Annotated in this window: 23 protein-coding genes; 14 read left to right on the top strand and 9 right to left on the bottom strand. The window is 72.3% G+C overall.

Features of this window, described 5'->3' with window-relative positions:
• Positions 1-179 precede the first annotated feature (179 nt).
• Positions 180-818 (top strand): HAD family acid phosphatase, encoded by a 639-nt coding sequence (locus tag AB0F13_RS02805; protein WP_362073990.1) that lies wholly within the window; start codon positions 180-182, stop codon positions 816-818.
• Positions 819-836: 18 nt separating this feature from the next.
• On the opposite strand, the gene AB0F13_RS02800 is transcribed toward AB0F13_RS02805, so the two are convergent.
• Positions 837-1106 (bottom strand): GlsB/YeaQ/YmgE family stress response membrane protein, encoded by a 270-nt coding sequence (locus tag AB0F13_RS02800; RefSeq protein WP_362073988.1) that lies wholly within the window; start codon positions 1104-1106, stop codon positions 837-839.
• A gap of 142 nt (positions 1107-1248) precedes the next feature.
• Here AB0F13_RS02800 and AB0F13_RS02795 point away from each other — a divergent pair, with 142 nt between their 5' ends.
• Genes AB0F13_RS02795 through AB0F13_RS02785 form a run of 3 tightly spaced genes read left to right on the top strand, consistent with a single transcriptional unit; the run spans position 1249 to position 1974 of the window.
• Positions 1249-1647 (top strand): metalloregulator ArsR/SmtB family transcription factor, encoded by a 399-nt coding sequence (locus tag AB0F13_RS02795; protein ID WP_362073985.1) that lies wholly within the window; start codon positions 1249-1251, stop codon positions 1645-1647.
• The gene (locus AB0F13_RS02790) at positions 1616-1747 is read left to right on the top strand and encodes a hypothetical protein (RefSeq protein ID WP_362073982.1); all 132 of its coding nucleotides are present in this window, start codon (positions 1616-1618) and stop codon (positions 1745-1747) included. The genes AB0F13_RS02795 and AB0F13_RS02790 overlap by 32 nt, the downstream gene beginning before the upstream one ends.
• The gene (locus AB0F13_RS02785) at positions 1744-1974 is read left to right on the top strand and encodes a hypothetical protein (protein WP_362073980.1); all 231 of its coding nucleotides are present in this window, start codon (positions 1744-1746) and stop codon (positions 1972-1974) included. The genes AB0F13_RS02790 and AB0F13_RS02785 overlap by 4 nt, the downstream gene beginning before the upstream one ends.
• A gap of 82 nt (positions 1975-2056) precedes the next feature.
• Here the strand turns inward: AB0F13_RS02785 and AB0F13_RS02780 are convergent, their stop codons facing one another.
• Both AB0F13_RS02780 and AB0F13_RS02775 read right to left on the bottom strand, forming a co-directional pair.
• Positions 2057-3439 carry a hypothetical protein gene (locus AB0F13_RS02780; RefSeq protein WP_362073977.1) on the bottom strand — a complete coding sequence of 461 codons (1383 nt, stop codon included), beginning with the start codon at positions 3437-3439 and terminating at the stop codon, positions 2057-2059.
• Between the two features lie 150 nt (positions 3440-3589).
• On the bottom strand, positions 3590-5104 hold the full coding sequence (locus AB0F13_RS02775; RefSeq protein WP_362073974.1) for an LCP family protein: 1515 nt from the start codon (positions 5102-5104) through the stop codon (positions 3590-3592).
• 345 nt (positions 5105-5449) lie between these two features.
• Between AB0F13_RS02775 and AB0F13_RS02770 the strand changes: the two genes are divergently transcribed.
• Together AB0F13_RS02770 and AB0F13_RS02765 are read left to right on the top strand one after the other, a co-directional pair.
• Complete coding sequence (locus AB0F13_RS02770) at positions 5450-6805, top strand: alkaline phosphatase (protein WP_362073971.1); 1356 nt, start codon at positions 5450-5452, stop codon at positions 6803-6805.
• A gap of 164 nt (positions 6806-6969) precedes the next feature.
• Positions 6970-7908 carry a beta-ketoacyl-ACP synthase III gene (locus tag AB0F13_RS02765; protein WP_362073969.1) on the top strand — a complete coding sequence of 313 codons (939 nt, stop codon included), beginning with the start codon at positions 6970-6972 and terminating at the stop codon, positions 7906-7908.
• A 54-nt stretch (positions 7909-7962) separates the two neighbouring features.
• Here the strand turns inward: AB0F13_RS02765 and AB0F13_RS02760 are convergent, their stop codons facing one another.
• Positions 7963-8874 carry a glutaminase gene (locus tag AB0F13_RS02760; protein WP_362073966.1) on the bottom strand — a complete coding sequence of 304 codons (912 nt, stop codon included), beginning with the start codon at positions 8872-8874 and terminating at the stop codon, positions 7963-7965.
• Positions 8875-8923: 49 nt separating this feature from the next.
• Here AB0F13_RS02760 and AB0F13_RS02755 point away from each other — a divergent pair, with 49 nt between their 5' ends.
• A complete protein-coding gene (locus AB0F13_RS02755; protein WP_362073963.1) occupies positions 8924-9841 on the top strand; it encodes a pyridoxal-phosphate dependent enzyme in 918 nt (305 codons plus the stop codon).
• 59 nt (positions 9842-9900) lie between these two features.
• Here AB0F13_RS02755 and AB0F13_RS02750 read toward each other — a convergent pair whose 3' ends face one another.
• The gene (locus AB0F13_RS02750) at positions 9901-11505 is read right to left on the bottom strand and encodes a Na+/H+ antiporter (protein WP_362073960.1); all 1605 of its coding nucleotides are present in this window, start codon (positions 11503-11505) and stop codon (positions 9901-9903) included.
• A gap of 53 nt (positions 11506-11558) precedes the next feature.
• Here AB0F13_RS02750 and AB0F13_RS02745 point away from each other — a divergent pair, with 53 nt between their 5' ends.
• The 4 genes from AB0F13_RS02745 (at position 11559) to AB0F13_RS02730 (ending at position 14002) form a co-directional block, all read left to right on the top strand.
• Positions 11559-11819 carry a UBP-type zinc finger domain-containing protein gene (locus AB0F13_RS02745; protein WP_362073957.1) on the top strand — a complete coding sequence of 87 codons (261 nt, stop codon included), beginning with the start codon at positions 11559-11561 and terminating at the stop codon, positions 11817-11819.
• A 54-nt stretch (positions 11820-11873) separates the two neighbouring features.
• Positions 11874-12419: a GNAT family N-acetyltransferase gene (locus AB0F13_RS02740; RefSeq protein ID WP_362073954.1), complete on the top strand. Its 546-nt coding sequence runs from the start codon at positions 11874-11876 to the stop codon at positions 12417-12419.
• Positions 12420-12618: 199 nt separating this feature from the next.
• The gene (locus tag AB0F13_RS02735) at positions 12619-13035 is read left to right on the top strand and encodes an anti-sigma regulatory factor (RefSeq protein ID WP_071962378.1); all 417 of its coding nucleotides are present in this window, start codon (positions 12619-12621) and stop codon (positions 13033-13035) included.
• Positions 13036-13075: 40 nt separating this feature from the next.
• A complete protein-coding gene (locus tag AB0F13_RS02730; RefSeq protein WP_362074495.1) occupies positions 13076-14002 on the top strand; it encodes an RNA polymerase sigma factor SigF in 927 nt (308 codons plus the stop codon).
• A gap of 16 nt (positions 14003-14018) precedes the next feature.
• Here AB0F13_RS02730 and AB0F13_RS02725 read toward each other — a convergent pair whose 3' ends face one another.
• Positions 14019-14489 carry a hypothetical protein gene (locus AB0F13_RS02725; RefSeq protein WP_362073951.1) on the bottom strand — a complete coding sequence of 157 codons (471 nt, stop codon included), beginning with the start codon at positions 14487-14489 and terminating at the stop codon, positions 14019-14021.
• Positions 14490-14605: 116 nt separating this feature from the next.
• On the opposite strand from AB0F13_RS02725, the gene AB0F13_RS02720 reads away from it, so the two are divergent.
• A complete protein-coding gene (locus tag AB0F13_RS02720; protein WP_362073948.1) occupies positions 14606-15574 on the top strand; it encodes a diacylglycerol kinase family protein in 969 nt (322 codons plus the stop codon).
• A 321-nt stretch (positions 15575-15895) separates the two neighbouring features.
• Positions 15896-16153, top strand: coding sequence for a WhiB family transcriptional regulator (locus AB0F13_RS02715; RefSeq protein WP_004937597.1), 258 nt, complete (start codon positions 15896-15898; stop codon positions 16151-16153).
• Between the two features lie 163 nt (positions 16154-16316).
• On the opposite strand, the gene AB0F13_RS02710 is transcribed toward AB0F13_RS02715, so the two are convergent.
• Together AB0F13_RS02710 and AB0F13_RS02705 are read right to left on the bottom strand one after the other, a co-directional pair.
• Positions 16317-17786 carry a histidine kinase N-terminal domain-containing protein gene (locus tag AB0F13_RS02710; protein WP_362074492.1) on the bottom strand — a complete coding sequence of 490 codons (1470 nt, stop codon included), beginning with the start codon at positions 17784-17786 and terminating at the stop codon, positions 16317-16319.
• A gap of 426 nt (positions 17787-18212) precedes the next feature.
• Complete coding sequence (locus AB0F13_RS02705; protein ID WP_362073945.1) at positions 18213-19004, bottom strand: winged helix-turn-helix domain-containing protein; 792 nt, start codon at positions 19002-19004, stop codon at positions 18213-18215.
• Between AB0F13_RS02705 and AB0F13_RS02700 the strand changes: the two genes are divergently transcribed.
• On the top strand, positions 19003-20538 hold the full coding sequence (locus AB0F13_RS02700; RefSeq protein WP_362073942.1) for a DHA2 family efflux MFS transporter permease subunit: 1536 nt from the start codon (positions 19003-19005) through the stop codon (positions 20536-20538). The genes AB0F13_RS02705 and AB0F13_RS02700 overlap by 2 nt on opposite strands.
• Here the strand turns inward: AB0F13_RS02700 and AB0F13_RS02695 are convergent.
• Positions 20535-21584 carry an SIS domain-containing protein gene (locus tag AB0F13_RS02695; protein WP_362073940.1) on the bottom strand — a complete coding sequence of 350 codons (1050 nt, stop codon included), beginning with the start codon at positions 21582-21584 and terminating at the stop codon, positions 20535-20537. The two genes, AB0F13_RS02700 and AB0F13_RS02695, sit on opposite strands and share 4 nt — an antisense overlap.
• Between the last annotated feature and the right edge of the window lie 49 nt (positions 21585-21633).

Genomic DNA, 21633 nt, shown 5'->3' with positions numbered 1-21633 from the left:
CATACGCATGTTGACCAACAGGCGTACGCCACACAGCAGTTAGTGCGGGGGTGAGCGACTGCGGGCCCCATCGGCATCGCACCGCGGGGCCGTCCGCGGCACAAAGGTCCCGCACCGGTTCACCCGCGCGTAAGCAGCACTTCCCCGTCCGGTCACCGCCGATCGTGAGCATGCCACGCATGACCGAGACGATCAGAGCGCTCCGCACCGCCGCGGCCGTCGTGGCCGCCACCGCCCTGGCCACCCTGGGCGCGACCACCACCGCCGCCGAAGCGGCCCCCTCCCGCGCCGCGACCGCGACCAGCGGCACCGCCGGCCTCAAGGGCGTCGACTACGACAGCTGGCAGCGCGACGTCGCGGCGGTCGTCGACCGGGCGACCCCTTACATCACCGAGCGCACCGCCGACCCGCGCGGCCACAAGCAGGCCATCGTCCTGGACATCGACAACAGCTCGCTGGAAACGGACTTCCACTGGGCGGCCCTGCCCACCCCCGCGATCCGGTCCGTCCTCGGACTGGCCCGCTACGCCCACGCCCGCGGCGCTGCGGTCTTCTTCGTGACCGCCCGCCCCGGAATCCTCGTTCCGGTCACGGAATGGAACCTGCGCCAGGTCGGCTACCCCGTCAGCGGCCTGTACGTGCGCCACCTCCCCGACCTGTTCCGGGACGTGAGCACGTACAAGGCCGCCAAGCGGGCGGAGATCGAGGCGAACGGCTACACGATCATCGCCAACATCGGTAACAACACCACGGACCTGGCCGGCGGACACGCGGAGAGGACCTTCAAGCTGCCGGACTACGACGGCAAGCTGTCCTGACCACGGCCCGGACTCCTCTCAGTGCTGCCGTCGTGCGTGGAAGCGCTCGAGCGCGACGATGCCCAGGGCCGCGAGCGCGATCTGGGTGATCCACACGACCCAGAAGAGGCCCCTGTGGTCGTACAGGCCCAGCGGACGGGCGATCCACGCGCCCACGAACGCCGCCAGGAGGCCGACGAGGACCGTTGCCAGCACGCCGATCTTCTGGCGCCCGGGAACGACCAGCCGGCCCAGCAGACCGATGATCGCCCCGATCACGATCGCACTGATAACTCCTGAGATTTCCATGCCCTCCCCTTTGTGACCGATTCCTGTCGATAGAGCTGCCCAGCGTGCGGTGGGTGCATGTCACGCCGCCGGCCCGGTCGGCGGTGCCTAGACTGGGGCCTTCCCGGGCGTAGGGACGCCCGACGTGGACGGGAGAGCGACAGTGACGGCAGGCGTCGGGAGCTTCGAGAGTTTCGAAGGGCCCTTCGACGGCACGAGCGACCCGTCGGCCGAGGTCCTGGCCGAGGCGGCCGCCGCCTTCGGTCTGCTCGCGTCCTCCGCCCGGCTGCACCTGGTCTGGGCGCTGGCCCAGGGGGAGAGCGACGTGAGCGGGCTGGCCGAGCGGGTGGGCGGCGCGCTGCCGGCGATCAGCCAGCACCTGGCGAAACTGAAGCTGGCGGGGCTGGTGCGGTCCCGGCGCGAGGGGCGCCGGGTGGTGTACCTCGTGGACGACCCCGACGTCGTGACCATCGTCCGGCTCATGGTCGGCCAGCTCGCCGACCGCAGGTCGGGTGCCGGCGCGGGTGCCGGTGCCGGACGCCTCCGCGGCCTGGGCGCCTGACGCCCCTGCGGCCCACGACGAGGGCGCCGGCACCACGCTGGAGGTGCTGCGCGCCCTGGCGAGCGGGCCCCGCACCCGGCCGACGCTGCTGCCCTGGTGATGCTGCTGTTGCGGGCGGGGCCCGCGGGGCGGCCCGTGGGGGTGGCGGTGGCGGACCTGGCGGTGGTGGGGCTGCTGCTGCCGTTGTCCCCGGTGGGCGCGATGTTGTCGATGTCGGCGCTGCCGCCGCGGTATTACGGGCTGGTGGGGGTGGTGCTGGGGCTGTATGCGGGCTGCCTCCGGCTGGCGCGACGGCCCCGGGGCCATTCCAGCCCGTCCGGCGATTGAGGACCTGAGGGCACCCCCCAGCGGTAGCTGGGGAGGTGAAAGGGCGGGGCAAGGGGCAAAGTCAACCCGCCCGCTCACCGGCTCACCAGCCGCCGCCCCCGAAGTCGCCGCCACCGCCGCCGTCGCCGAAGCCACCACCGCCGCCGTCGCCCCAGCCGCCCCCGGAGAAGTCGTCGGAGTTGTAGTCCGCACCGGTGAAGTCACCGCCGTCCGGCCCGCCCGCCTCGGGGCCGGCCGCGTACGCCGGCCCGCTGAGCATGCTGCCCAGCATCGTGCCCATCAGCATCCCCGGCAGCAGGCCACCGCCGAAGTAGCCGCCCGCCCAGGGCCCGTAGGCGGGGCCCGCGTTCCAGTACGGCTGCGGGCCCTGCGCGGTCTGGACCTGCCGGGACAGCGGTTCCTCGCCCTCCGCCAGCCGCGCCGCGTCCGCCGCGCAGGCCGGTACCGTCCGGGCCGCCGCACCGGGCGGCGCCCACTGCACGTCCTGGACCGAGGGGCCGTGGCGGGGGTCGAAGAAGCACGGCAGCCGCCGCTCGGGCAGCGGGGCGCCGGAGCGGCGCGCCGCCAGCGTGGCGAGGGCGAACCGGCCGTTGTCCAGCGACTCGGTGACGCCCTGCACCTCCTGCGGCCTGGTCGCCGCGGCCATCTTGGCCTTGGCCTCCTCGTAGGCGTCCAGCGCGTACTCGTAGTCCGTGCGCATCCCGTCCGTGGCGCCGGCCTCCGAGGGGGAGAAGTCCAGCCGGTCCAGCTCCTCGCCGAAGGCGGTGATGTCCTCGTCGACCACCACCCGCAGGGCGTCCAGTTCGCGGCGCTCGCGCTCCTCGCGGCGGCGCTTGTTCCGCCTGTACAAGGCGTACGCTCCGGCGCCGCCCGCCACGACGACCACGCCGCCGGTGATCAGCCCGGCGGCCCCGATGCCCTCGGGTTCCACGCCCCAGGAGCCGGGCGCCCGGCCCTTGGCGAGCCGGTCGGCCTGGTCGACGAAGCTGTTCACCTGGGCCTTGGTGTCGCCGCCGGAGCGCTGGACGGAGCCGACGAGGTTGGTGACGGCGTTGCGGGACATCACCGAGCGGTCGGCGGCCGCGTTGAAGGCGCCGCCGAGGTGGACGGCGTAGACGCCGGCGATGCCGACCTTGGTGCGCAGGTCCTTCAGGACCGTGGCCTTCGGGTAGTCGGGAGAGTTGGGGAGAACGGCCACGAAGACCGGCTTGCCCGCGTCCTTGATCTTCTTCGCCAGGGCGTCGGCGTCGGCCGCCGGGAGCTGGTCGGCGGCCCTGGGGTCGACGTAGACGGGGCTCTTGCGCAGCGTTTCGGCCGCGCTGTCCAGTCCGGCGGCGGTGCCGACGGCGGAGTCGGCGTGCGCGGCGGCCGGGGCGCAGAGCACCGCGCCCGCCCAGGTGAGGAGCGCGACGATCAGGGCCAGTACGGGCCTGGGCAGCGCCCGGTGAACGGCGGTGGCGGACATGGTGTGGCTCCTTGGGCTCCTGGGGAAGGGCCTGCTCTTTGCTCTCACTGCGCACTCACTGCCTACTCTGCACCTACCACGGAAACGGACCAAACAGGCATACGGTTCCCTTCCCGGCCCGCCCCCTTCCCTGCCGCCCTTACCGCCCGGTCAGCCGTACGAGAGGTTCGCGCAGGGGTCGTCGTCCGCCGACCGGACGCCGCTCACGACGTCGGAGGACAGCGTTCCGGGCAAGGGCGAGGGCGATGCCGACGGCGAGGGCGACGCTCCCGCCGGACCGGATGAGGGTGCGGCCGCGTAGTCACGGCCGAGCAGGAGCGAGATCCCGTCCGCGGCGGCACCCCGGACGTACGCACCGGGGAAGAGGCGGGCCAGGGCCCGGGCGTGGCCGGCCTCGCCCGGGCCGAACTCGATCACGGTGCTCGCCGCGTCGCGGTCACGGTCCGTCGCGGTGCCGGTGACCTCGTAGCCGTGGTCCTTGAGCATGCCGGCGGCGCGGGCGGCAAGGCCGGTGACGTCGGTGGCGTTGCGCACGGAGACCTTCACCCCGGCGCCGGAGACGGGCCCCGGTGCAGGGGGTGACGGCGCGCCCGGCCCGCCGCCGGACCCGGCCTTGCCCTTGCCCGTGCCCTTGCCCGCGTCCTTGCCGTCGACCGTGCGGTCGGCCCTGAGCGAGGCCCACAGCGTGTCGGCGTCGGGCTGGACGATCGCGACGCGGTTGCCGTCGTAGCGCCAGGGAAGGGTCAGGAACTTCATGTTGTGCAGGTCGACGTCCTTGAGCGACATCGCGAACGACAGCATCTTGTTCGCCGAGCCCAGCCCGGGATCCACCGTCATCGACTTGGTGGCCGCGTCGGCGAGCGGCAGCAGCGTGGTCGGGTCGAAGCCCTGGGAGCGCACCTTCTTGATCATGGCGGAGAGGAACGCCTGTTGCCGCTGGATGCGCCCGATGTCCGAACCGTCGCCGATTCCGTGCCGTACGCGCACGTAGTCCAGCGCCTTCTGACCCGAGATGTTCTGCTGCCCCTTGGGGAAGACGAGCGGGCCGCGCGAGCCCAGGTGGGGATCGAGGTCGCCCTGGTGGACGTCCTTGGGCACGCACACCTCGACTCCGCCCACGGCGGAGGTCATCGCGGAGAAGCCCTTGAAGTCGACGACGACCGTGTGGTCGACGCGCAGGCCGGTGAGCCTCTCGACGGTGTTCTGGGTGCAGGCCGGGTTGCCCTTGGCCGACTCCCCCAGCGAGAAGGCGGAGTTGAACATCACGTGCCGCTGCTCGGCGGTCCAACTGCCGTCGGGCAGCTTGCACGGCGGGATGTCCACCAGCGTGTCCCTGGGGATCGACACGGCTACGGCGTGCTCGCGGTCGCCGTAGACGTGCAGCAGGAAGGCGGTGTCCGAACGGCCCACGTCACCTTCCCCGCCGCCGAGGGCGCTGTTGCCGTCGGCGCGCGAGTCCGAGCCGATGACCAGCACGTTCTGGCCGGCGACGCCCGCGCCGGGACGGTTCTTGGACAGGCCGTCCGCGTCGAAGGTGGCGATGTTGCCGTTGAGCCTCAGGTACAGCCACCCGGCGCCGGCGGCCAGCAGCACCAGGAACGACACCACGACGGCAGCGGCCGCCCGGGTCCGGCGACGCCTGGGTATGCCTCGCCTGCCAGTCATGTCCGCGCCCTCATCCGCGCCCTCATCCGCTCCCCCGGTCCGTGCCGTGTCGCCGGGTTAGACGGGCTGCTACCCACTTTGGTTGTCCAGTTGCGCAATCTGGCAACTATGGTGGGCAGTCGTGACAGAGACGGGGTTCAAGGAACCTGCCGAGCCCGGCAAGAGTGGAGAGGCGGTGGGGCGGCCGCAATGAAGGACGACGGCGCACCGGCGCCGGCTTCCAACAGCCCCGTCGACAGCGCCCGGTGACCTCCACGTCACCTGTACGTCCCCCGCGGTACACCCTCCCCTGGTGAGCTTCCTGCGGCCGGGCATCCCGCCCGGACCGGCTAGGAGGAATTGACCATGGGTTCTCGTCCGTACCGACGTCGTCTCGCCTGGGGCGCCGCCGCACTGCTCGTCGCCAGCGTCGCGGTTCCCGCCGCGGCCGCCGCGTCCGGGTACGGCGGCCTGTCGGACGTCACGGGCCACGGCCCCAAGAAGGCCAAGAACGTCATCCTGCTCATCGGTGACGGCATGGGCGACTCGGAGATCACCCTCGCCCGCGACTACACCGTGGGCGCGGCCGGCCGGCTCGACATGGACAAGTTCCCGCTGACGGGCGCGTACACGACGTACTCCGTGGACAAGGACGGCAAGCCGGACTACGTCACGGACTCCGCCGCCAGCGGCACCGGCTGGGCCACCGGGCGGAAGACGGTCAACGGCCGGATATCGAAGACCCCCGGCACCGACAAGCCGATGACCACCGTCCTGGAGCTGGCCCAGCGCAACGGCCTGGCCACCGGCAGCGTCACCACCGCCGAGCTCACCGACGCCACCCCGGCCGTGCTGGCCTCGCACGCCACCGACCGCAGCTGCGCGGGCCCGGCCGACATGAAGGCCTGCCCGGACGACACCGTCGCCAAGGGCGGCCCGGGCTCCATCGCCGAACAGAGCGTCAACCACAAGGTTGACGTGCTGCTGGGCGGCGGCAAGGACCGCTTCGACCAGAAGATCACCGAGGGCCGCTACCGGGGTCTGACCGTCACCCAGCAGGCCGAGAAGCTGGGCTACCAGGTCGTGACCGACTCCAAGGGCCTGGGGGCCGCCCGCTCCGGCAAGCCCGTGCTGGGCCTGTTCGCCCCCGGCAACGTCCCCGTGGAGTGGACGGGCAAGGCCGCGGCCGTCGGCGGCACCGACGCGCAGCGCTGCGTGACGAGCAACCCCGAGCGCAAGGCAGGCACGCCCGCCCTGGAGGAGCAGACGCGCCGGGCGCTCCAGCTCCTGGACACCCCCAAGGCCAAGAAGAATGGTTTCTTCCTACAGGTGGAGGGCGCCTCGATCGACAAGCGCGACCACGCCGCCGACCCGTGCGGCCAGATCGGCGAGACGGCCGCCTTCGACCGCGCCGTGAAGATCGCCCGGGACTACGCCGCCAAGCACCCCGACACCCTGGTCGTCACCACCGCCGACCACGGCCACAGCAGCCAGATCGTGCCGCTGGAGGCCAACCCGCCCGGCCTCTCCTCGACGCTGGTCACCGATGAGGGCCGGCAGCTGAAGGTGAACTACTCCACCAACACCCCGGGCAAGGCGCAGGAGCACACCGGCACCCAGGTCCGCATCGCCGCGCAGGGCCCGCAGGCCCAGCGCGTCCTCGGCGTCACCGACCAGACCGAGCTCTTCACCACCCTCCGCACGGCGCTCTCGCTGCGCTGATCCCACCGCTGACCGGACAGGGGCCCGGCCGCTCCGGCGGCCGGGCCCCTGCCGATTGCGCCAGTTATCACGCCGGAACATTGGTGGATCACACACCCGGCTCCCGGCCGCGCAGAGTCAACACTGGGAGGTCACACCACTCGCCCTCGCAGGAGGAACCGCCGATGTCCGGGTCGCGCGTACTGGCCCTCGGCCACTATCAGCCCGCCAGGGTGCTCACCAACGACGAGCTGGCCACCATGGTCGACACCAGCGACGAGTGGATCCGCTCCCGCGTCGGCATCCGCACCCGCCGCATCGCGGCGCCCGACGAGACCGTCGCCTCCATGGCCACCGAGGCCGCCGCCAAGGCCCTGGCCGGCAGCGGCCTCGAGCCCGCCGACATCGACCTCGTCCTCGTCGCCACCTGCACCGCCGTCGACCGCAGCCCGAACACGGCCGCGCGCGTCGCCGCCGAGCTGGGCCTGCCCTCGCCGGCCGTGATGGACCTCAACGTGGTCTGCGCCGGCTTCACCCACGCCCTGGCCTCCGCCGACCACTCCATTCGCGCCGGGGCCGCGACGAACGCGCTGGTCATCGGCGTCGAGAAGTTCACCGACGTCGCCGACTGGACCGACCGCACCACGTGTGTCCTGGTCGGTGACGGCGCGGGCGCCGCCGTGATCACGGCGGCGGCTCAGCCGGAGATCGGGCCGGTGGTGTGGGGCTCGGTGCCCGGCATGGGGCACGCCGTACGGATCGAGGGCACCCCGTCCCGCTTCGCCCAGGAGGGCCAGTCCGTCTACCGCTGGGCCACCACCCAGCTGCCGCCGATCGCCCGGCAGGTGTGCGAGCGCGCCGGCGTCCGGCCGGAGGATCTGGCGGCGGTCGTCCTGCACCAGGCGAACCTGCGGATCATCGAGCCGGTGGCCCGGAAGCTGGGCGCGGTCAACGCGATCGTCGCCAGCGATGTGACGGAGTCCGGCAACACCTCGGCGGCGAGCATTCCGCTCGCGCTGTCCAAGCTGGTGGCATCGGGCCGGGTGGCCCCGGGCGCACCGGTCCTGCTCTTCGGCTTCGGCGGCAACCTGTCGTACGCGGGACAGGTCATCCGCTGCCCGTAGGGGGCGGGGCCGGTTGTCGGTGGGCGGGGCCGGGGTGGGACGGGCCTCGCCGCCTCAGAAGACCGACCACCCCGTAAGGGTCGTGAAGTGGTCCAGTGCCGCCACGCCGGCCACCGAGTTGCCGCGCGCGTCCAGTCCCGGGCTCCATACGCACAGCGTGCACCGCCCCGGTATCACCGCGACGATGCCGCCGCCCACGCCGCTCTTGCCGGGCAGGCCCACCCGGTAGGCGAAGTCCCCCGCCGCGTCGTACGTCCCGCACGTCAGCATGACCGCGTTGACCTGCTTCGCCTCGCGGCGCGGCAGCAGCCGCGTGCCGTCCGCGCGCAGGCCGTGCCGCGCCAGGAAGCCGCTGGCCAGGGCCAGGTCGCGACAGCTCATCTCGATGGAGCACTGCCAGAAGTAGTGCTCCAGAACCGTCGGCACCGGATTGTCGAGGTTGCCGTAGCTGGCCATGAAGTGGGCGAGCGCCGCGTTGCGGTCACCGTGCTCGGACTCGGACTTGGCGACGGACGGATCGAAGGAGACGTCCGGGTTGCCGCTCTCCGCACGCAGGAACTCCAGCATCGTGGTACTGGCGTCACCGGTCAGCGTCTGCAGTCGGTCGGTCACGACCAGCGCACCGGCGTTGATGAACGGGTTGCGCGGAATGCCGTGCTCGTATTCGAGCTGCACCAGGGAGTTGAAGGGGTTTCCGGACGGCTCCGTGCCGACCCGGTCCCAGATCCGGTCGCCGCCCTCGGCCAGCACCAGCGCCAGGCTGAACGCCTTGGAGATGGACTGCACGGAGAACGGCCGCTCCCAGTCCCCCACGCCGTACACGCCGCCGTCGATGTCGGCGACGGCCATCCCGAAGCGGGTGGTTTCCACTTCGGCGAGCGCCGGAATGTAGTCGGCCACCTGACCACGGCCGATCAGTGGACGGGCGAAGGCGGCGACCTCTTCGAGTACGGCCTGGTAGTCCACTGCTGCTCTGCGCTTTCCTCGCTCGGTCCTGGCCGGGCAAGAGTACAAAATGGACCGTGTGACCAGCGACAATCCCCCCGGCGCGGCCGGCCCCGACGCCCTGCGGCCGCAGCTGCCGTCCCCGCTGCAGGAGCTGGCGGACGAACGGTTCGCGCGGCGCGGCCTGCGCCTGCTGCTCAAACGGGACGACCTCATACATCCGGACCTGCCGGGCAACAAGTGGCGCAAGCTGGCGCCGAACCTCGCCGAGGCCGCCGCCGCGGGCAAGGGGACACTGCTGACCTTCGGGGGCGCGTACTCCAACCACCTGCGGGCCACCGCGGCGGCGGGCCGGCTGCTGGGCTTCGCCACGGTCGGCGTCGTGCGGGGCGACGAACTGGCCGGCCGCCCCCTCAATCCGTCCCTGCGGCAGTGCGCGGCGGACGGCATGCGGCTGCGCTTCGTGGACCGCGCCACCTACCGCCGCAAGGCGGAACCGGACGTCCTGGCCGCCCTGGCCGGCGAGGACTGCTTCGTCATCCCCGAGGGCGGCAGCAACGCGGCCGCGGCACGGGGCTGCGCCGCGCTGGGGCAGGAGCTGCGCGGCGTGGCGGACGTGGCGGGCGTGGCCTGCGGAACGGGCGGCACGCTCGCGGGCCTGGCGGCAGGACTGGCCGCAGGACAGCAGGCGATCGGCTTCCCGGTGCTGAAGGGCGCTTTCCTGGGCGAGGAGGTACTCCGCCTGCAGCAGGAGGCATTCGGCGGCCGGTGCGGCGACTGGAGCCTGGACGAGCGCTTCCACGGCGGCGGCTACGCCAAGCGCCCGCCGGAGCTGGAGGCTTTCGCCGAGGACTTCACCGCGCGCCATGGGCTGCCACTGGAGCGGCTGTATGTGGCGAAGATGCTGTACGGCCTGACGACGCTCGCCGGGGAGGGGGCCTTCACGCCGGGGACGACGGTGGTGGCGGTGGTGACGGGGTCGCCGTGACGATGGGCCCCCGCCCCCGTCAACCGGCCAACCCCCGCCCCCGCCCACGGCAGCCCGCCTCAGCCCGCACCTCCCTCCTCCCGGTACGCCGCCGCCTCCTCCAGGTCCAGCCTGCGCAGCAGCGTCCGCAGCAGCTCGTCGTCGATGCGCCGGGCGTCCCGCAGCGCCACGAAGACCTCGCGTTCGGCACTGATGACCTCCCTCGCCAGACGGCGGTAGGTGTCGTCCACCGATTCGCCCGTCCGCTCGTCCACCGCGCCGAGCCGCTCCCAGACCGCGTTGCGGCGCCGCTCCAGGACCGTGCGGAGGCGGTCGGCGAGCGGCTGCGGCAGGGCGTTGCGGTCGTCGGACAGCAGCTCTTCGAGGCGGGCTTCGGCGGCCGCGGACGCCTCGCTCTGGGCCTGCGCCTCCGCGAGGGTGACCGCGCCGGCGTCGCGCTCGGGCAGCCGGAGACGGCGGATCAGCAGGGGCAGGGTGAGCCCCTGCACGACCAGCGTCCCGATCACCGTGGTGAAGGTGAGGAAGAGAATCAGGTTGCGGCCGGGGAAGGGCGCGCCGCTGTGCGTGGTGACCGGGATGGAGAAGGCGATGGCGAGGGAGACCACGCCCCGCATCCCGGCCCAGCCGACCACGACGGGGGCCTTCCACGTCGTGTCCGGCTCGCGCTCACGGATGCGGGCGGACAGGGTGCGCGGCAGGAACGTGGCCGGGAAGACCCAGAGGTAGCGGACGGCGACGACGGCGACGAAGACGGCGACCGCGTACCAGGCGGCCTCCCCGAGCCCGTACTCGCCGAGGTCGCGCAGCACGACGGGCAGCTGAAGGCCGATCAGCGAGAAGACAGCGGTTTCCAGGATGAAGGCGACCATCTTCCATACGGCCGCCTCCTGGAGGCGGGTGGCGAAGTCGACCTGCCAGGAGCGGTGCCCCAGGTACAGCGCGACGACCACGACGGCGAGCACCCCGGAAGCCTTGACCTGCTCGGCGGCGGCGTAGGCGACGAAGGGGATGAGGAGGGAGAGGCTGTTCTGCAGCAGCGGCTCGCGCAGGTGCTTGCGCAGCCAGTGGATCGGCACCATGAGGATCAGCCCGACGCCGATGCCGCCGACGGCCGCGACGGCGAACTCGCGGATGCCCTCCGCCCAGGTCGCGCCCGCGCCGACGGCGGCGGCGAGGGCGACCCGGTAGGCGGTGATGGCGGTGGCGTCGTTCACCAGGGACTCGCCCTGAAGGATGGTGGTGATCCGCGAGGGCAGTCCGAGGCGGCGCGCGATGGCCGTGGCGGCGACCGCGTCGGGCGGCGCGACGACCGCGCCGAGCACGAGGGCCGCGGCGGCCGGCAGTCCGGGCACCACGCGGGAGGCGACGTAGCCGACGGAGAGGGTCGCGAAGAGCACGTAGCCGACGGACAGCAGTGCCACCGGCCGCAGGTTGGCGCGCAGGTCGAGGTACGAGCTGTCGAGCGCGGCGGTGTGCAGCAGGGGCGGCAGCAGCAGCGGCAGGACCACGTCGGGTTCGAGGGCGTAGTCCGGTACGCCCGGTACGTACGCGGCGAGGAGCCCGGCCGCGACGAGCAGCAGCGGCGCGGGCACGGGTGTACGACGGGCGGCACCGGCGATGGCCGCGCCGCCCGCGACGAGGATCAGCAGTGGCATGACGTCCATGGGTCCCCGCCTGTCTCCCGCCGTCCTCAGTCACGCGCTCTAACCTGGCAATCATGATCGAGTGTTCTCATCTTCCACAGCTGCCGCGCCCCGAACCGCGGCCGACGGCCGCGACCTGTCCGGAGTGCGAGGCCGCGGGCAGCCATCCCGTGCAACTGCGGCTGTGCCTGGAGTGCGGGCACGTGGGCTGCTGCGACTCCTCGCCGTACCGCCACGCGACGGGGCACTTCGAGGAGACGGGCCACGCGGTGATGCGCAGCTTCGAACCGGGCCAGAGCTGGCGCTGGTGCTACGTGGACAAGCACATCGTCTGAGCGCGGGCCGGGCGGGCCCGGGCCGTTGTCACAGGTGCCCGCTAGCATTCCTCCATGATCCGATCCGCGACGCCCGCCGACGTTCCCGTCCTCCACGCGATGATCCGCGAACTGGCGGACTACGAACGGGCGCTGGAGGAGGTGCGGGCCACCGAGGAACAGCTGCGCGACGCGCTCTTCGGGCAGGATCCGGCGGCCTTCGCCCTGATAGCGGAGAGTGACGACATCACGGACGGCGAGGGCCTCGCGGTCCGCGAGGCCGTCGGCTTCGCGCTGTGGTTCCGCAACTTCTCGACGTGGACGGGTACGCACGGTATCTACCTCGAAGACCTCTACGTACGGCCGCAGGCCCGCGGCGGCGGCCACGGCAAGGCACTCCTGGCGGAGCTCGCCCGGATCTGCGTGGACCGGGGCTACCAGCGTTTCGAGTGGTCAGTGCTGGACTGGAACGCCCCCTCGATCGCCTTCTACGGATCCCTGGGCGCCGAGGCGATGGACGACTGGACGGTACGACGGATGTCGGGAGAACCGCTCCGGGCCCTTGCGGCACTCGCGCAGAGTGACGAAAATCCCAACAGGCCGATTTCTCTTTCGATTTGAGACCGCACGACCCTACCCACTGTCCGTGCTCATGGGTTTACCATGAGTGACAGTCGTGGGCCTGCGGCGCGGAACCGCAGATCGCGATAGCGTCTCAGCCGGACCATGTGCCGCACCGGCCCGCGCCGGCCTTCATCCGAAGGCCGCGGGACCGGCGCTCCCGACAGCTCAATGAGCTTGTGCCACCTTGGAGGTGAGGGTGTCCCCAATCGCAGGCGAGCCTGGGACGACCCAGGACTTCGTAGAAGTCCGGCTGCCCGCTGCGGGTGCCTACCTGTCGGTGCTGCGGACGGCGACAGCCGGCCTCGCGGCCCGCCTGGACTTCACCCTCGACGAGATCGAGGACTTGCGCATCGCCGTCGACGAGGCGTGCGCGATCCTGCTGCAACAGGCCGTTCCCGGCTCCGTGCTCAGCTGCGTCTTCCGCCTCGTGGGCGACGCGCTCCGGGTGACCGTCTCGGCACCCACCACGGACGGCCGCGCGCCCGAGCGCGACACCTTCGCCTGGACGGTGCTCTCCGCCCTGGCCGGTGAGGTCGACTCCACCGTCGCGGACGACCGTACGGTCAGCATCAGCCTGCACAAGAAGCGCGGCGCCGGCCCCGGGCAGCCGTGACGGAAGAGGGGGCTCCGTGAGTACTGCGTCATCGCGGGGAGTGCGCACCCCGGCCATCCCGCAGCAGCCTGCCCGGCCGCATCCGGAAGAACCGCATCCGGACCAGGCCCAGGACCGGTCCGGTCCGGGGCCGGAGCAGGCGAGCGACCCATCAGAGCGGGCGGACCACATGGATCAGCACCAGCATCAGTGGCGGCAGCAGCATCCCGACCCGCATGACCGCAGCGGTGCCCGGGCCCTGTTCATCGAGTTGCGCCGGCTGCAGGACGGCTCGCCCGAGCGCGCCGAGCTGCGCAATCACCTGGTGCGGATGCATCTGCCTCTGGTCGAGCACCTGGCGCGGCGGTTCCGCAACCGCGGCGAGCCGCTCGACGACCTGACCCAGGTCGCCACGATCGGTCTGATCAAGTCCGTGGACCGCTTCGACCCGGACCGCGGGGTGGAGTTCTCCACCTACGCCACGCCCACGGTCGTCGGCGAGATCAAGCGGCACTTCCGCGACAAGGGCTGGGCGGTGCGGGTGCCGCGCCGGCTGCAGGAACTGCGGCTGGCCCTGACGACCGCCACTGCCGAGCTGTCCCAGCGGCACGGTCGCGCTCCCACGGTCCACGAACTGGCCGAGCACCTGGGCATCTCCGAGGAGGAGGTGCTGGAGGGGCTGGAGTCCGCCAACGCGTACAGCACCCTCTCGCTGGACGTGCCGGACACCGACGACGAGTCCCCGGCGGTCGCGGACACCCTCGGCGCGGAGGACGAGGCCCTGGAGGGCGTCGAGTACCGCGAGTCCCTCAAGCCACTGCTGGAGGACCTGCCGCCGCGCGAGAAGAAGATCCTTCTGTTGCGCTTCTTCGGCAACATGACCCAGTCGCAGATCGCCCAGGAGGTGGGCATCTCGCAGATGCACGTCTCCCGGCTGCTGGCCCGTACCCTCGCCCAGCTCCGGGACCGGCTGCTCATCGAGGAGTAGCGGGCGGCCTTCGGCGTCAGCTCTCGCGCGGGCCGATGCCGAGCGCCTCGGTCGCCGTGGGGTTCACCAGCAGCACCAGGGTGGCCACGGCGGCCAGCGCGAGCGCCACGGCCGCCGCGATGAGCGCGCCGCCGCCGTTGAAGAGGGTCCAGGCGACCGGCAGCGCCATGATCTGCGTGATCATGCCGGGGCCGCGGCTCCAGCGGCGGCGCAGCCACAGCCCACGCGCCGCGGCCAGCGGCAGCACGGCCAGCGCCAGCACGGTCAGGCCCCCGGTCTCCGCCTGCTGCGGGCTGTCCGGCCGGCCCAGCAGGCCCATGATCAGCAGGTAGAGACCCGAGGCTGCGAGCGCCAGGCCCTCCAGGGCGGTGAGCGCGGCGGCCGCCGTCAGCCGGGCGGGCCGGGGGCCTGCGGGCACGGGGGCGGGGGCGGCGCTCTTCGGAGCGCCCTTCCGGGCGTTTTTCGACGCGGGCTGCTTGCTGCTCACCCCTGCAGGGTATCTGTCCGCAAACGTCGGGTGGGGCTGCCACCCACGCCGTTCCGGCCGTGGGGAGATCAGGCCTGGGATGGGTCGTGTACCGACAGGTAGGTAGGCTGGCGCGCATGCGTGCGCTTCTCGTGGTCAATCCTTCGGCCACCACCACCAGTGCCCGTACTCGCGATGTCCTGGCACACGCGCTGGCGAGCGACCTCAAGCTGGACGTCGCCACCACGGAGTACCGGGGGCACGCCCGGGACCTGGCGCGGCGGGCCGCCGAGAGCGGCAACATCGAGCTGGTCGTGGCGCTGGGCGGGGACGGCACGGTCAACGAGGTCGTCAACGGCCTGCTGCACTCCGGCCCCGATCCGCAGGGGCTGCCGCGCCTGGCCGTGGTGCCGGGCGGCTCCACCAATGTGTTCGCCCGCGCGCTGGGCCTGCCCAACGACGTCGTGGAGGCGACCGGCGCGCTGCTGGACGCGGTGCGCGACGGCTCGGAGCGCACGGTCGGCCTGGGCCTGGCGGCCGGCACGCCGGGCACGGAGGACGAGGGCGTGCCGTCGCGCTGGTTCACCTTCTGTGCGGGATTCGGCTTCGACGCGGGCGTCGTAGGCCGGGTGGAGCAACAGCGCGAGCGCGGCAAGCGTTCGACACACGCCCTGTACGTGCGACAGGTGATGCGTCAGTTCTTCGGCGAGACCAACCGCCGGCACGGCTCGATCACCCTCGAACGACCGGGCGAGGAGCCACTCGCGAATCTCGTCATGTCGATAATTTGCAACACCGCCCCGTGGACCTATCTGGGCAACCGCCCGGTTTACGCGGCGCCCGAGGCGTCCTTCGACACCGCCCTTGACGTGCTGGGATTCTCCAAGCTGTCGACGCTGACGGCGGCCCGTTACGCAACGCAGCTGCTCACGTCCACTCCGGAGCGCGGACCGCAGGGCAGACACGCTGTGTCACTGCATGACCAGACCTCCTTCACCTTGCATTCGCAGGCTCCCCTGCCGTTCCAGATGGACGGCGACCACCTCGGAGTGCGCACGAGCGTGACGTTCACAGGCGTACGCCGTGCACTGCGTGTGATTGTGTGAGTGCAAGGGCCCAAAGTCCTTCCACTCGAACGTTTAGACTGGGTTGCACCCCCTGGAATGACGGCTGTGAGCTAGCCGACACCGAGGAATCAAAAAAAACTTTCCGGAAGGGGTTGTATCCGTCGCCGAGGTTTGCGAGTCTCTTCATGGCGAACGGGACAGCCACTCACCTCGGCCTTCCCGGATAGCCCGAACCCCCTCCTTCATTCACTGGACCGCATCCAGCCCTGCCTGGGCGTCGGCCCTTCCCTTGCGGGGGGATTCGTGAAAGCGTTCACATTCACAAGCCACGTAGCCGCAATACGAGGAGATGGAGCAGCCATGGACTGGCGTCACAACGCCGTTTGCCGCGAGGAAGACCCCGAGCTGTTCTTCCCCATCGGCAACACCGGTCCTGCGCTGCTGCAGATCGAGGAAGCCAAGGCCGTCTGCCGCCGCTGCCCCGTGATGGAGCAGTGCCTGCAGTGGGCGCTCGAGTCCGGCCAGGACTCCGGCGTCTGGGGTGGCCTCAGTGAGGACGAGCGCCGCGCGATGAAGCGCCGTGCCGCTCGCAACCGGGCGCGCAACGCGACCGCCTGACGACGCCCCTCGGCTCCCGAGCCGCAGCGCGCAGTACCCCCCGATGCGCAAGCGATGCCGCTGAGCATCGCGCCGTGAAGCCTTGAGCCCCGGACCTCCTCGATGAGGGCCGGGGCTCAGTGCTGTGGCCGGGGCTCAGTGCCGTGCGGGGCGCCTGCCGGCGTCAGGGCTTCCCCGCCCGTACGGGAAGGTCGAGCACAACGCGCGTTCCCTGCCCGGAAGCGGGCACCATGTCGAACTTTCCGCCCAACTCCCCCTCGACCAGGGTCCGTACGATCTGCAGTCCGAGGTTGCCCGTGCGCTGCGGGTCGAAGCCCTCGGGCAGTCCGCGGCCGTCGTCCTGCACGGAGATCAGCAGCCGGGCGTCCTTGCGGGTGCCGCCGCGCACCGCGGTGATCTCGACCGCGCCCTGCTCCCCCGGCCCGAAGCCGTGTTCGAGGGCGTTCTGCAGCAGCTCGGTCAGCACCATCGCCAGCGGCGTGGCGACCTCGGCGTCGAGTATGCCGAAGCGGCCCGTCCGCCGGGCGGTGACCCGGCCCGGGGAGATCTCGGCGACCATGGCGAGGACCCGGTCGGCGATCTCGTCGAATTCGACCCGTTCGTCGAGATTCTGCGACAGCGTCTCGTGGACGATCGCAATGGAGCCGACCCGGCGGACCGCCTCCTCCAGCGCCTCCCGGCCCTCGGGCGAGCCGATGCGGCGGGCCTGGAGGCGGAGCAGGGCGGCCACGGTCTGGAGGTTGTTCTTCACCCGGTGGTGGATCTCCCGGATGGTGGCGTCCTTGGTGATCAACTCGCGCTCACGCCGTCGCAGTTCGGTTACGTCGCGCAACAGTACGAGTGAACCGATGTGACTGCCCTTGGGTTTGAGCGGGATCGCCCTCAGATGAATGACCCCGTCGTTCGCCTCGACCTCGAACTCGCGCGGCGCCCAGCCGCTCGCGAGCTTGGCCAGGCCCTCGTCGACCGGCGTGCGCGAGGGCGCCAACTGGGCGGTGGTCTCGCCCAGATGATGCCCGACGAGGTCGGCGGCGAGGCCGAGCCGGTGATAGGCGGAGAGCGCGTTGGGGCTGGCGTACTGCACGGTCCCGTCGGCATCGAGCCTGATCAGGCCGTCGCCGGCGCGCGGCGAGGCGTCCATGTCGACTTGTTGACCGGGGAAGGGAAACGCCCCGGCGGCGATCATCTGTGCGAGGTCGGAGGCACTCTGCAGATAGGTGAGCTCCAGCCGGCTGGGTGTCCGTACCGTCAGCAGATTCGTATTGCGCGCGATGACCCCCAGAACCCGCCCTTCCCGGCGGACCGGGATGGACTCGACCCGCACCGGCACCTCCTCGCGCCACTCCGGGTCGCCCTCGCGCACGATCCGCCCCTCGTCGAGGGCGGCGTCGAGCATGGGGCGCCGGCCGCGCGGCACGAGGTGGCCGACCATGTCGTCCTGGTAGGAGGTGGGGCCGGTGTTGGGCCGCATCTGGGCGACGGACACATAGCGGGTGCCGTCGAGCGTGGGCACCCACAGGACCAGGTCGGCGAAGGACAGGTCGGAGAGCAGCTGCCACTCCGAGACCAGCAGATGCAGCCACTCCAGGTCGGAGTCGTCGAGTGCGGTGTGCTGGCGTACGAGATCGTTCATGGAGGGCACGGCTGCGAGCCTACCCGCGGCCGGGCTGCCGGTGGATTTTCCCCGGGCGGTGCTGCCGGGCCATGGACACCGGCGAATGGTCTAGTCCACAATGCTGCTCAGTACCACCGGCCCGGGATCTCCTCCCGAGCCCCGCATGGATGTCCGCTCTCCCCGCACAGGAGAGCGGAACGAGGACCGTGACGCTCTCAGCCCTGACGGCGCCACGGCCTCGGATCGGCCGGAACCGTCACGGAGAACCGCACACTCCACGGCGCACCCGGCCGATGGCAACTCCGGGCTGCGGTGCCGGACAGGTCGAGGGTCCTGTCCCGGCGCCGCGGCCCGCGGGTCCTCCGGCACCGGGCCGCCCCGGCCCGCGGGCCCTTCGCGGCCGGGCCGCCCGGGCCTTCCGGTGCGCGCCCCGGGCGTGGCACGTCACGCTTCCACGGCCGGCCCGAACGCCTGCCGCAGCCCCTTTGCCCCCGCCTCGGTCAGGTGCACCACGCGCGGGCTCACGCCGTGGCGCAGCCAGCCCAGGTCGAACAGCCTGGTGGTGATCGCAGCACCCAGTCCGCCCGCCAGGTGGTGCCGGCGCTCGCTCCAGTCGACGCAGTAGCGGACGGCCGGGCGCCGCGCGGGCAGCCGGTCCGGGTCGACGCCGAAGGCTGCGAGGTGGCCACGGCCGGTGTCCGTCAGCCGGTAGTCCGCATCGTGTCCGTACGCCGAGGGCCGGTCCCGCACGGCTTCCGTGGGGCGGTGCATGCCGTCGCCCCCGGTGAGCACGCCGTTGTCGAGCAGGGCCTGCATCAGCGCGACGCCCAGTTGCCCGGCGAGGTGGTCGTAGCAGGTCCGGGAGCGGTGGAGGGCGTTGGCGACGCTGCTCTCGCGCAGCGAGGTCACCGGGAGCGGCGGGGCGATGAGGGCGAGCGCCTCCAGCGCGGCGGTGACGTCGGGGCCCGCCAGCCGGTAGTAGCGGTGCCGGCCCTCCCGGACCGCGGTGATCAGACCACCCGCCACGAGCTTGGCCAGATGGGCGCTGACGGTGGGGGCGCTGACGCCGGCCTCGGCGGCCAGGGCCCCGGCGGGCAGGGCGCGCCCGTCGCAGAGGGCCTTGAGGACGCGTGCGCGGGAGGGGTCCGCGATGAGGGCGGCGGCGCGGGCGATGTCGGTCTGGTGGTTCAGCCGGCCGGCGGTCCGCCCGCCGGGCGGGGTGGTCCTGTCGCTCATGTCCGCACCGTACGCCGACGACACTTCGCCCGCCGTCGAAGTGTCCGCGGCCGAGACTGCGTTCATGACCGTCACCGAGCCCACGGCCGCACGGCGGCCCGTCGGCGTCGCCGGCGCGGCGCCCGCGCGCCCGCCCCTCGCCCTCGCCCCTCTGATCGCGCTGAGCCTCGGCTATTTCCTGGTGATGCTGGACGTCACCGTCGTCACCGTGGCGGTGCCGGACATCCGCGCCTCGCTGGGCGCCGGGCCGTCCGGGCTGCAGTGGATCGTCGACGGCTACAGCACCCTCTTCGCCGGGCTGCTGCTGCTCGGCGGTGGCCTGGGCGACCGGCTCGGCCACCGCCGGACGTTCCTCGCCGGGCTGGCCGTGTTCACCGTGGCATCGGTCGGCTGCGGGCTCGCCGGTACGACGGCCGCGCTGGTGGCGGGCCGGCTGGCGCAGGGGGCCGGCGCGGCGTTCCTCGTCCCGGCCTCGCTGGCGCTGCTGCAGGTCACCTACCCCGAACGGGCCGTCCGCGCCCGGGCGATCGCCCTGTGGGGTGCCGTCGCCTCCCTCGCGTTCGGCGCCGGTCCCGTGGTGGGCGGCCTGCTGGTCGCCGGCCTGGACTGGCGGGCCGTGTTCTGGCTCAACCTGCCGGTGGGTGCGCTCGCCATGCTGTTGACGGTACGTCACCTACCGGCGGGGACCCGTGAGCCCGCGGCCCGCCGCATGGACCCGGTGGGCCAGGTCCTGGCCGTGGTGGGGCTTCTCGCCCTGGCGGGCGGGATCAACGAGGCCGGCCCGGCGGGCTGGGGCTCTCCCCTCGTTCTCGGCACCCTGGCCGTGGGCGCCATGGCGCTGGCCGCGTTCGTCGCGGTCGAACGGCATCTGGAGGCGTCGGTGAGAACGCGGCCGGACGGCCGGGCTCCGCTGCTGCGGCTGTCCCTGTTCCGCACGCGCGCCTTCGGCGCCACCACCCTGATCGGCCTGCTGATCAGCTTCGGCTACTACGGCATGCTGTTCCTCTCCACCCTCTACTTCCAGCAGGAGCGCGGGTACGACGCCCTGGCCACCGGCCTGGCGCTTGTGCCGTCGGTCTGCATGGGCCTGGTCGCGGCCCCCCTCTTCGGCCGGGCCGCCACCCGCACCGGCCCGTACGTTCCGATGGCGGCCGGGCTGCTCCTGGGCGCCGCCGGTTTCCTCGGCTGGCTGCTCGCCGGGCCCGGCACCCCGTACTGGGTGCTGCTGTTCGCCCTGATCGCCACCGGTCTGGGCCAGACCGTGACGGCCCTGGCCGCCATGGCGGCGATCATCGAGTCGGCCCCGGCGGACGGGGCGGGGGTGGCCTCGGCGGTCTTCAACGTCGCCCGTCAGGTGGGCAGCGCCGTCGGGGTCGCCCTCTTCGGCACCTTCGCCGCCACCTCCGGCCGGCTCACCGACGGCCTGCACCTCTCCGCGGCACTCGCGGCGGCCGCATTCCTTGCCGGGGGCCTGCTCGCCCTCGGGGCCCGGCGCCGGGGCGACGCCGTGCGGCCCGCGGCGCCGCGCCCCTAGTGGGTCTCCGTGACCTTGGCCAGAGCACGGGGCGCGTCCGGGTCCTGCCCCCGGGCGATCGTGATCTCGTAGGCCAGCATCTGCAGGGGCAGGATCTCCAGGACCGGCTGCACCTCCTCCGCCACCCCGCCGGTCGGCAGCGCGAAACCGGCCGACGCCTTGGCGACCTCCGCCTCGCTGCCGACGACGAAGAGGTCGGCGCCCCGGCCGCGCAGCCGCTCCAGTACCGGCTGCAGGGCCTCGCCGCCCTTGCCCTCGGTGACGATGGCGATGACGGGCGAGATGTTGTCGACCATGGCGAGCGGGCCGTGCAGCAGGTCGGCGCCGGAGTAGGAGAGAGCGGGGATGTAGCTCGTCTCCATCAGCTTCAGCGCCGCCTCCTTTGCGGTCGGGTAGCCGTAGCCGCGCGAGGTGAGGACCATGCGCTCCGCGAAGCGGTAGCGGCTCGCGAGCTGCTTGACCTCGTCACCGCGGGCCAGGACCCGCAGCGCCAGCTCCGGCAGCGCCATGGCGGCCGAGCCGTCGCCGCCCCGCAGGCTCTCGACGAAGAGGTAGAGGGTCAGGAGCGAGGCGGTGTACGTCTTGGTGGCCGGCAGCGCCTTCTCCGGACCCGCCAGGATGTCGAGGTGGTACTCGGAGACGGCGGCCAGCGGGGAGTCCGCGTTGTTGGTGACCGCCAGCGTGACGGCGCCGGTTTCGCGGGCGGCCCGGGTGGAGGCCACCAGGTCCGGGGAGCCGCCGGACTGGCTGACGGTGACGACCAGGACGTCGCTCAGGTCGGGCCGCGCGCCGTACGCCGTCGTCGTCGACATGGAGGTCAGGCCGCAGGGGATGCCCAGCCGCACCTCCAGCAGGTACTTGGCGTACAGGGCCGCGTTGTCGGACGTGCCGCGCGCGGTGAGCAGCACGAAGCGCGGCTTGCGGGCGGCGATCCGCCTGGCGGTCTCGCGGATGCGGGGCGCGCCCTCGTCGAGGATGCGGCGCAGTACGACGGGCTGTTCGGACATCTCGCCGGACATGATCAGTCCCGGCCGCTCGCTCGACATGCTCGGTACCTCCCGATGCCGCCTGCCGGCTGGTTGCCAGTCGACCACG

Origin of the sequence: Streptomyces sp. NPDC026206 (genome assembly GCF_040638465.1) — a bacterium.
In the GTDB taxonomy this organism is placed as follows: Bacteria; Actinomycetota; Actinomycetes; order Streptomycetales; family Streptomycetaceae; genus Streptomyces.
Note: the sequence above shows the minus strand (reverse complement) of the source record. Positions and strands in the feature narration are given on the sequence as shown.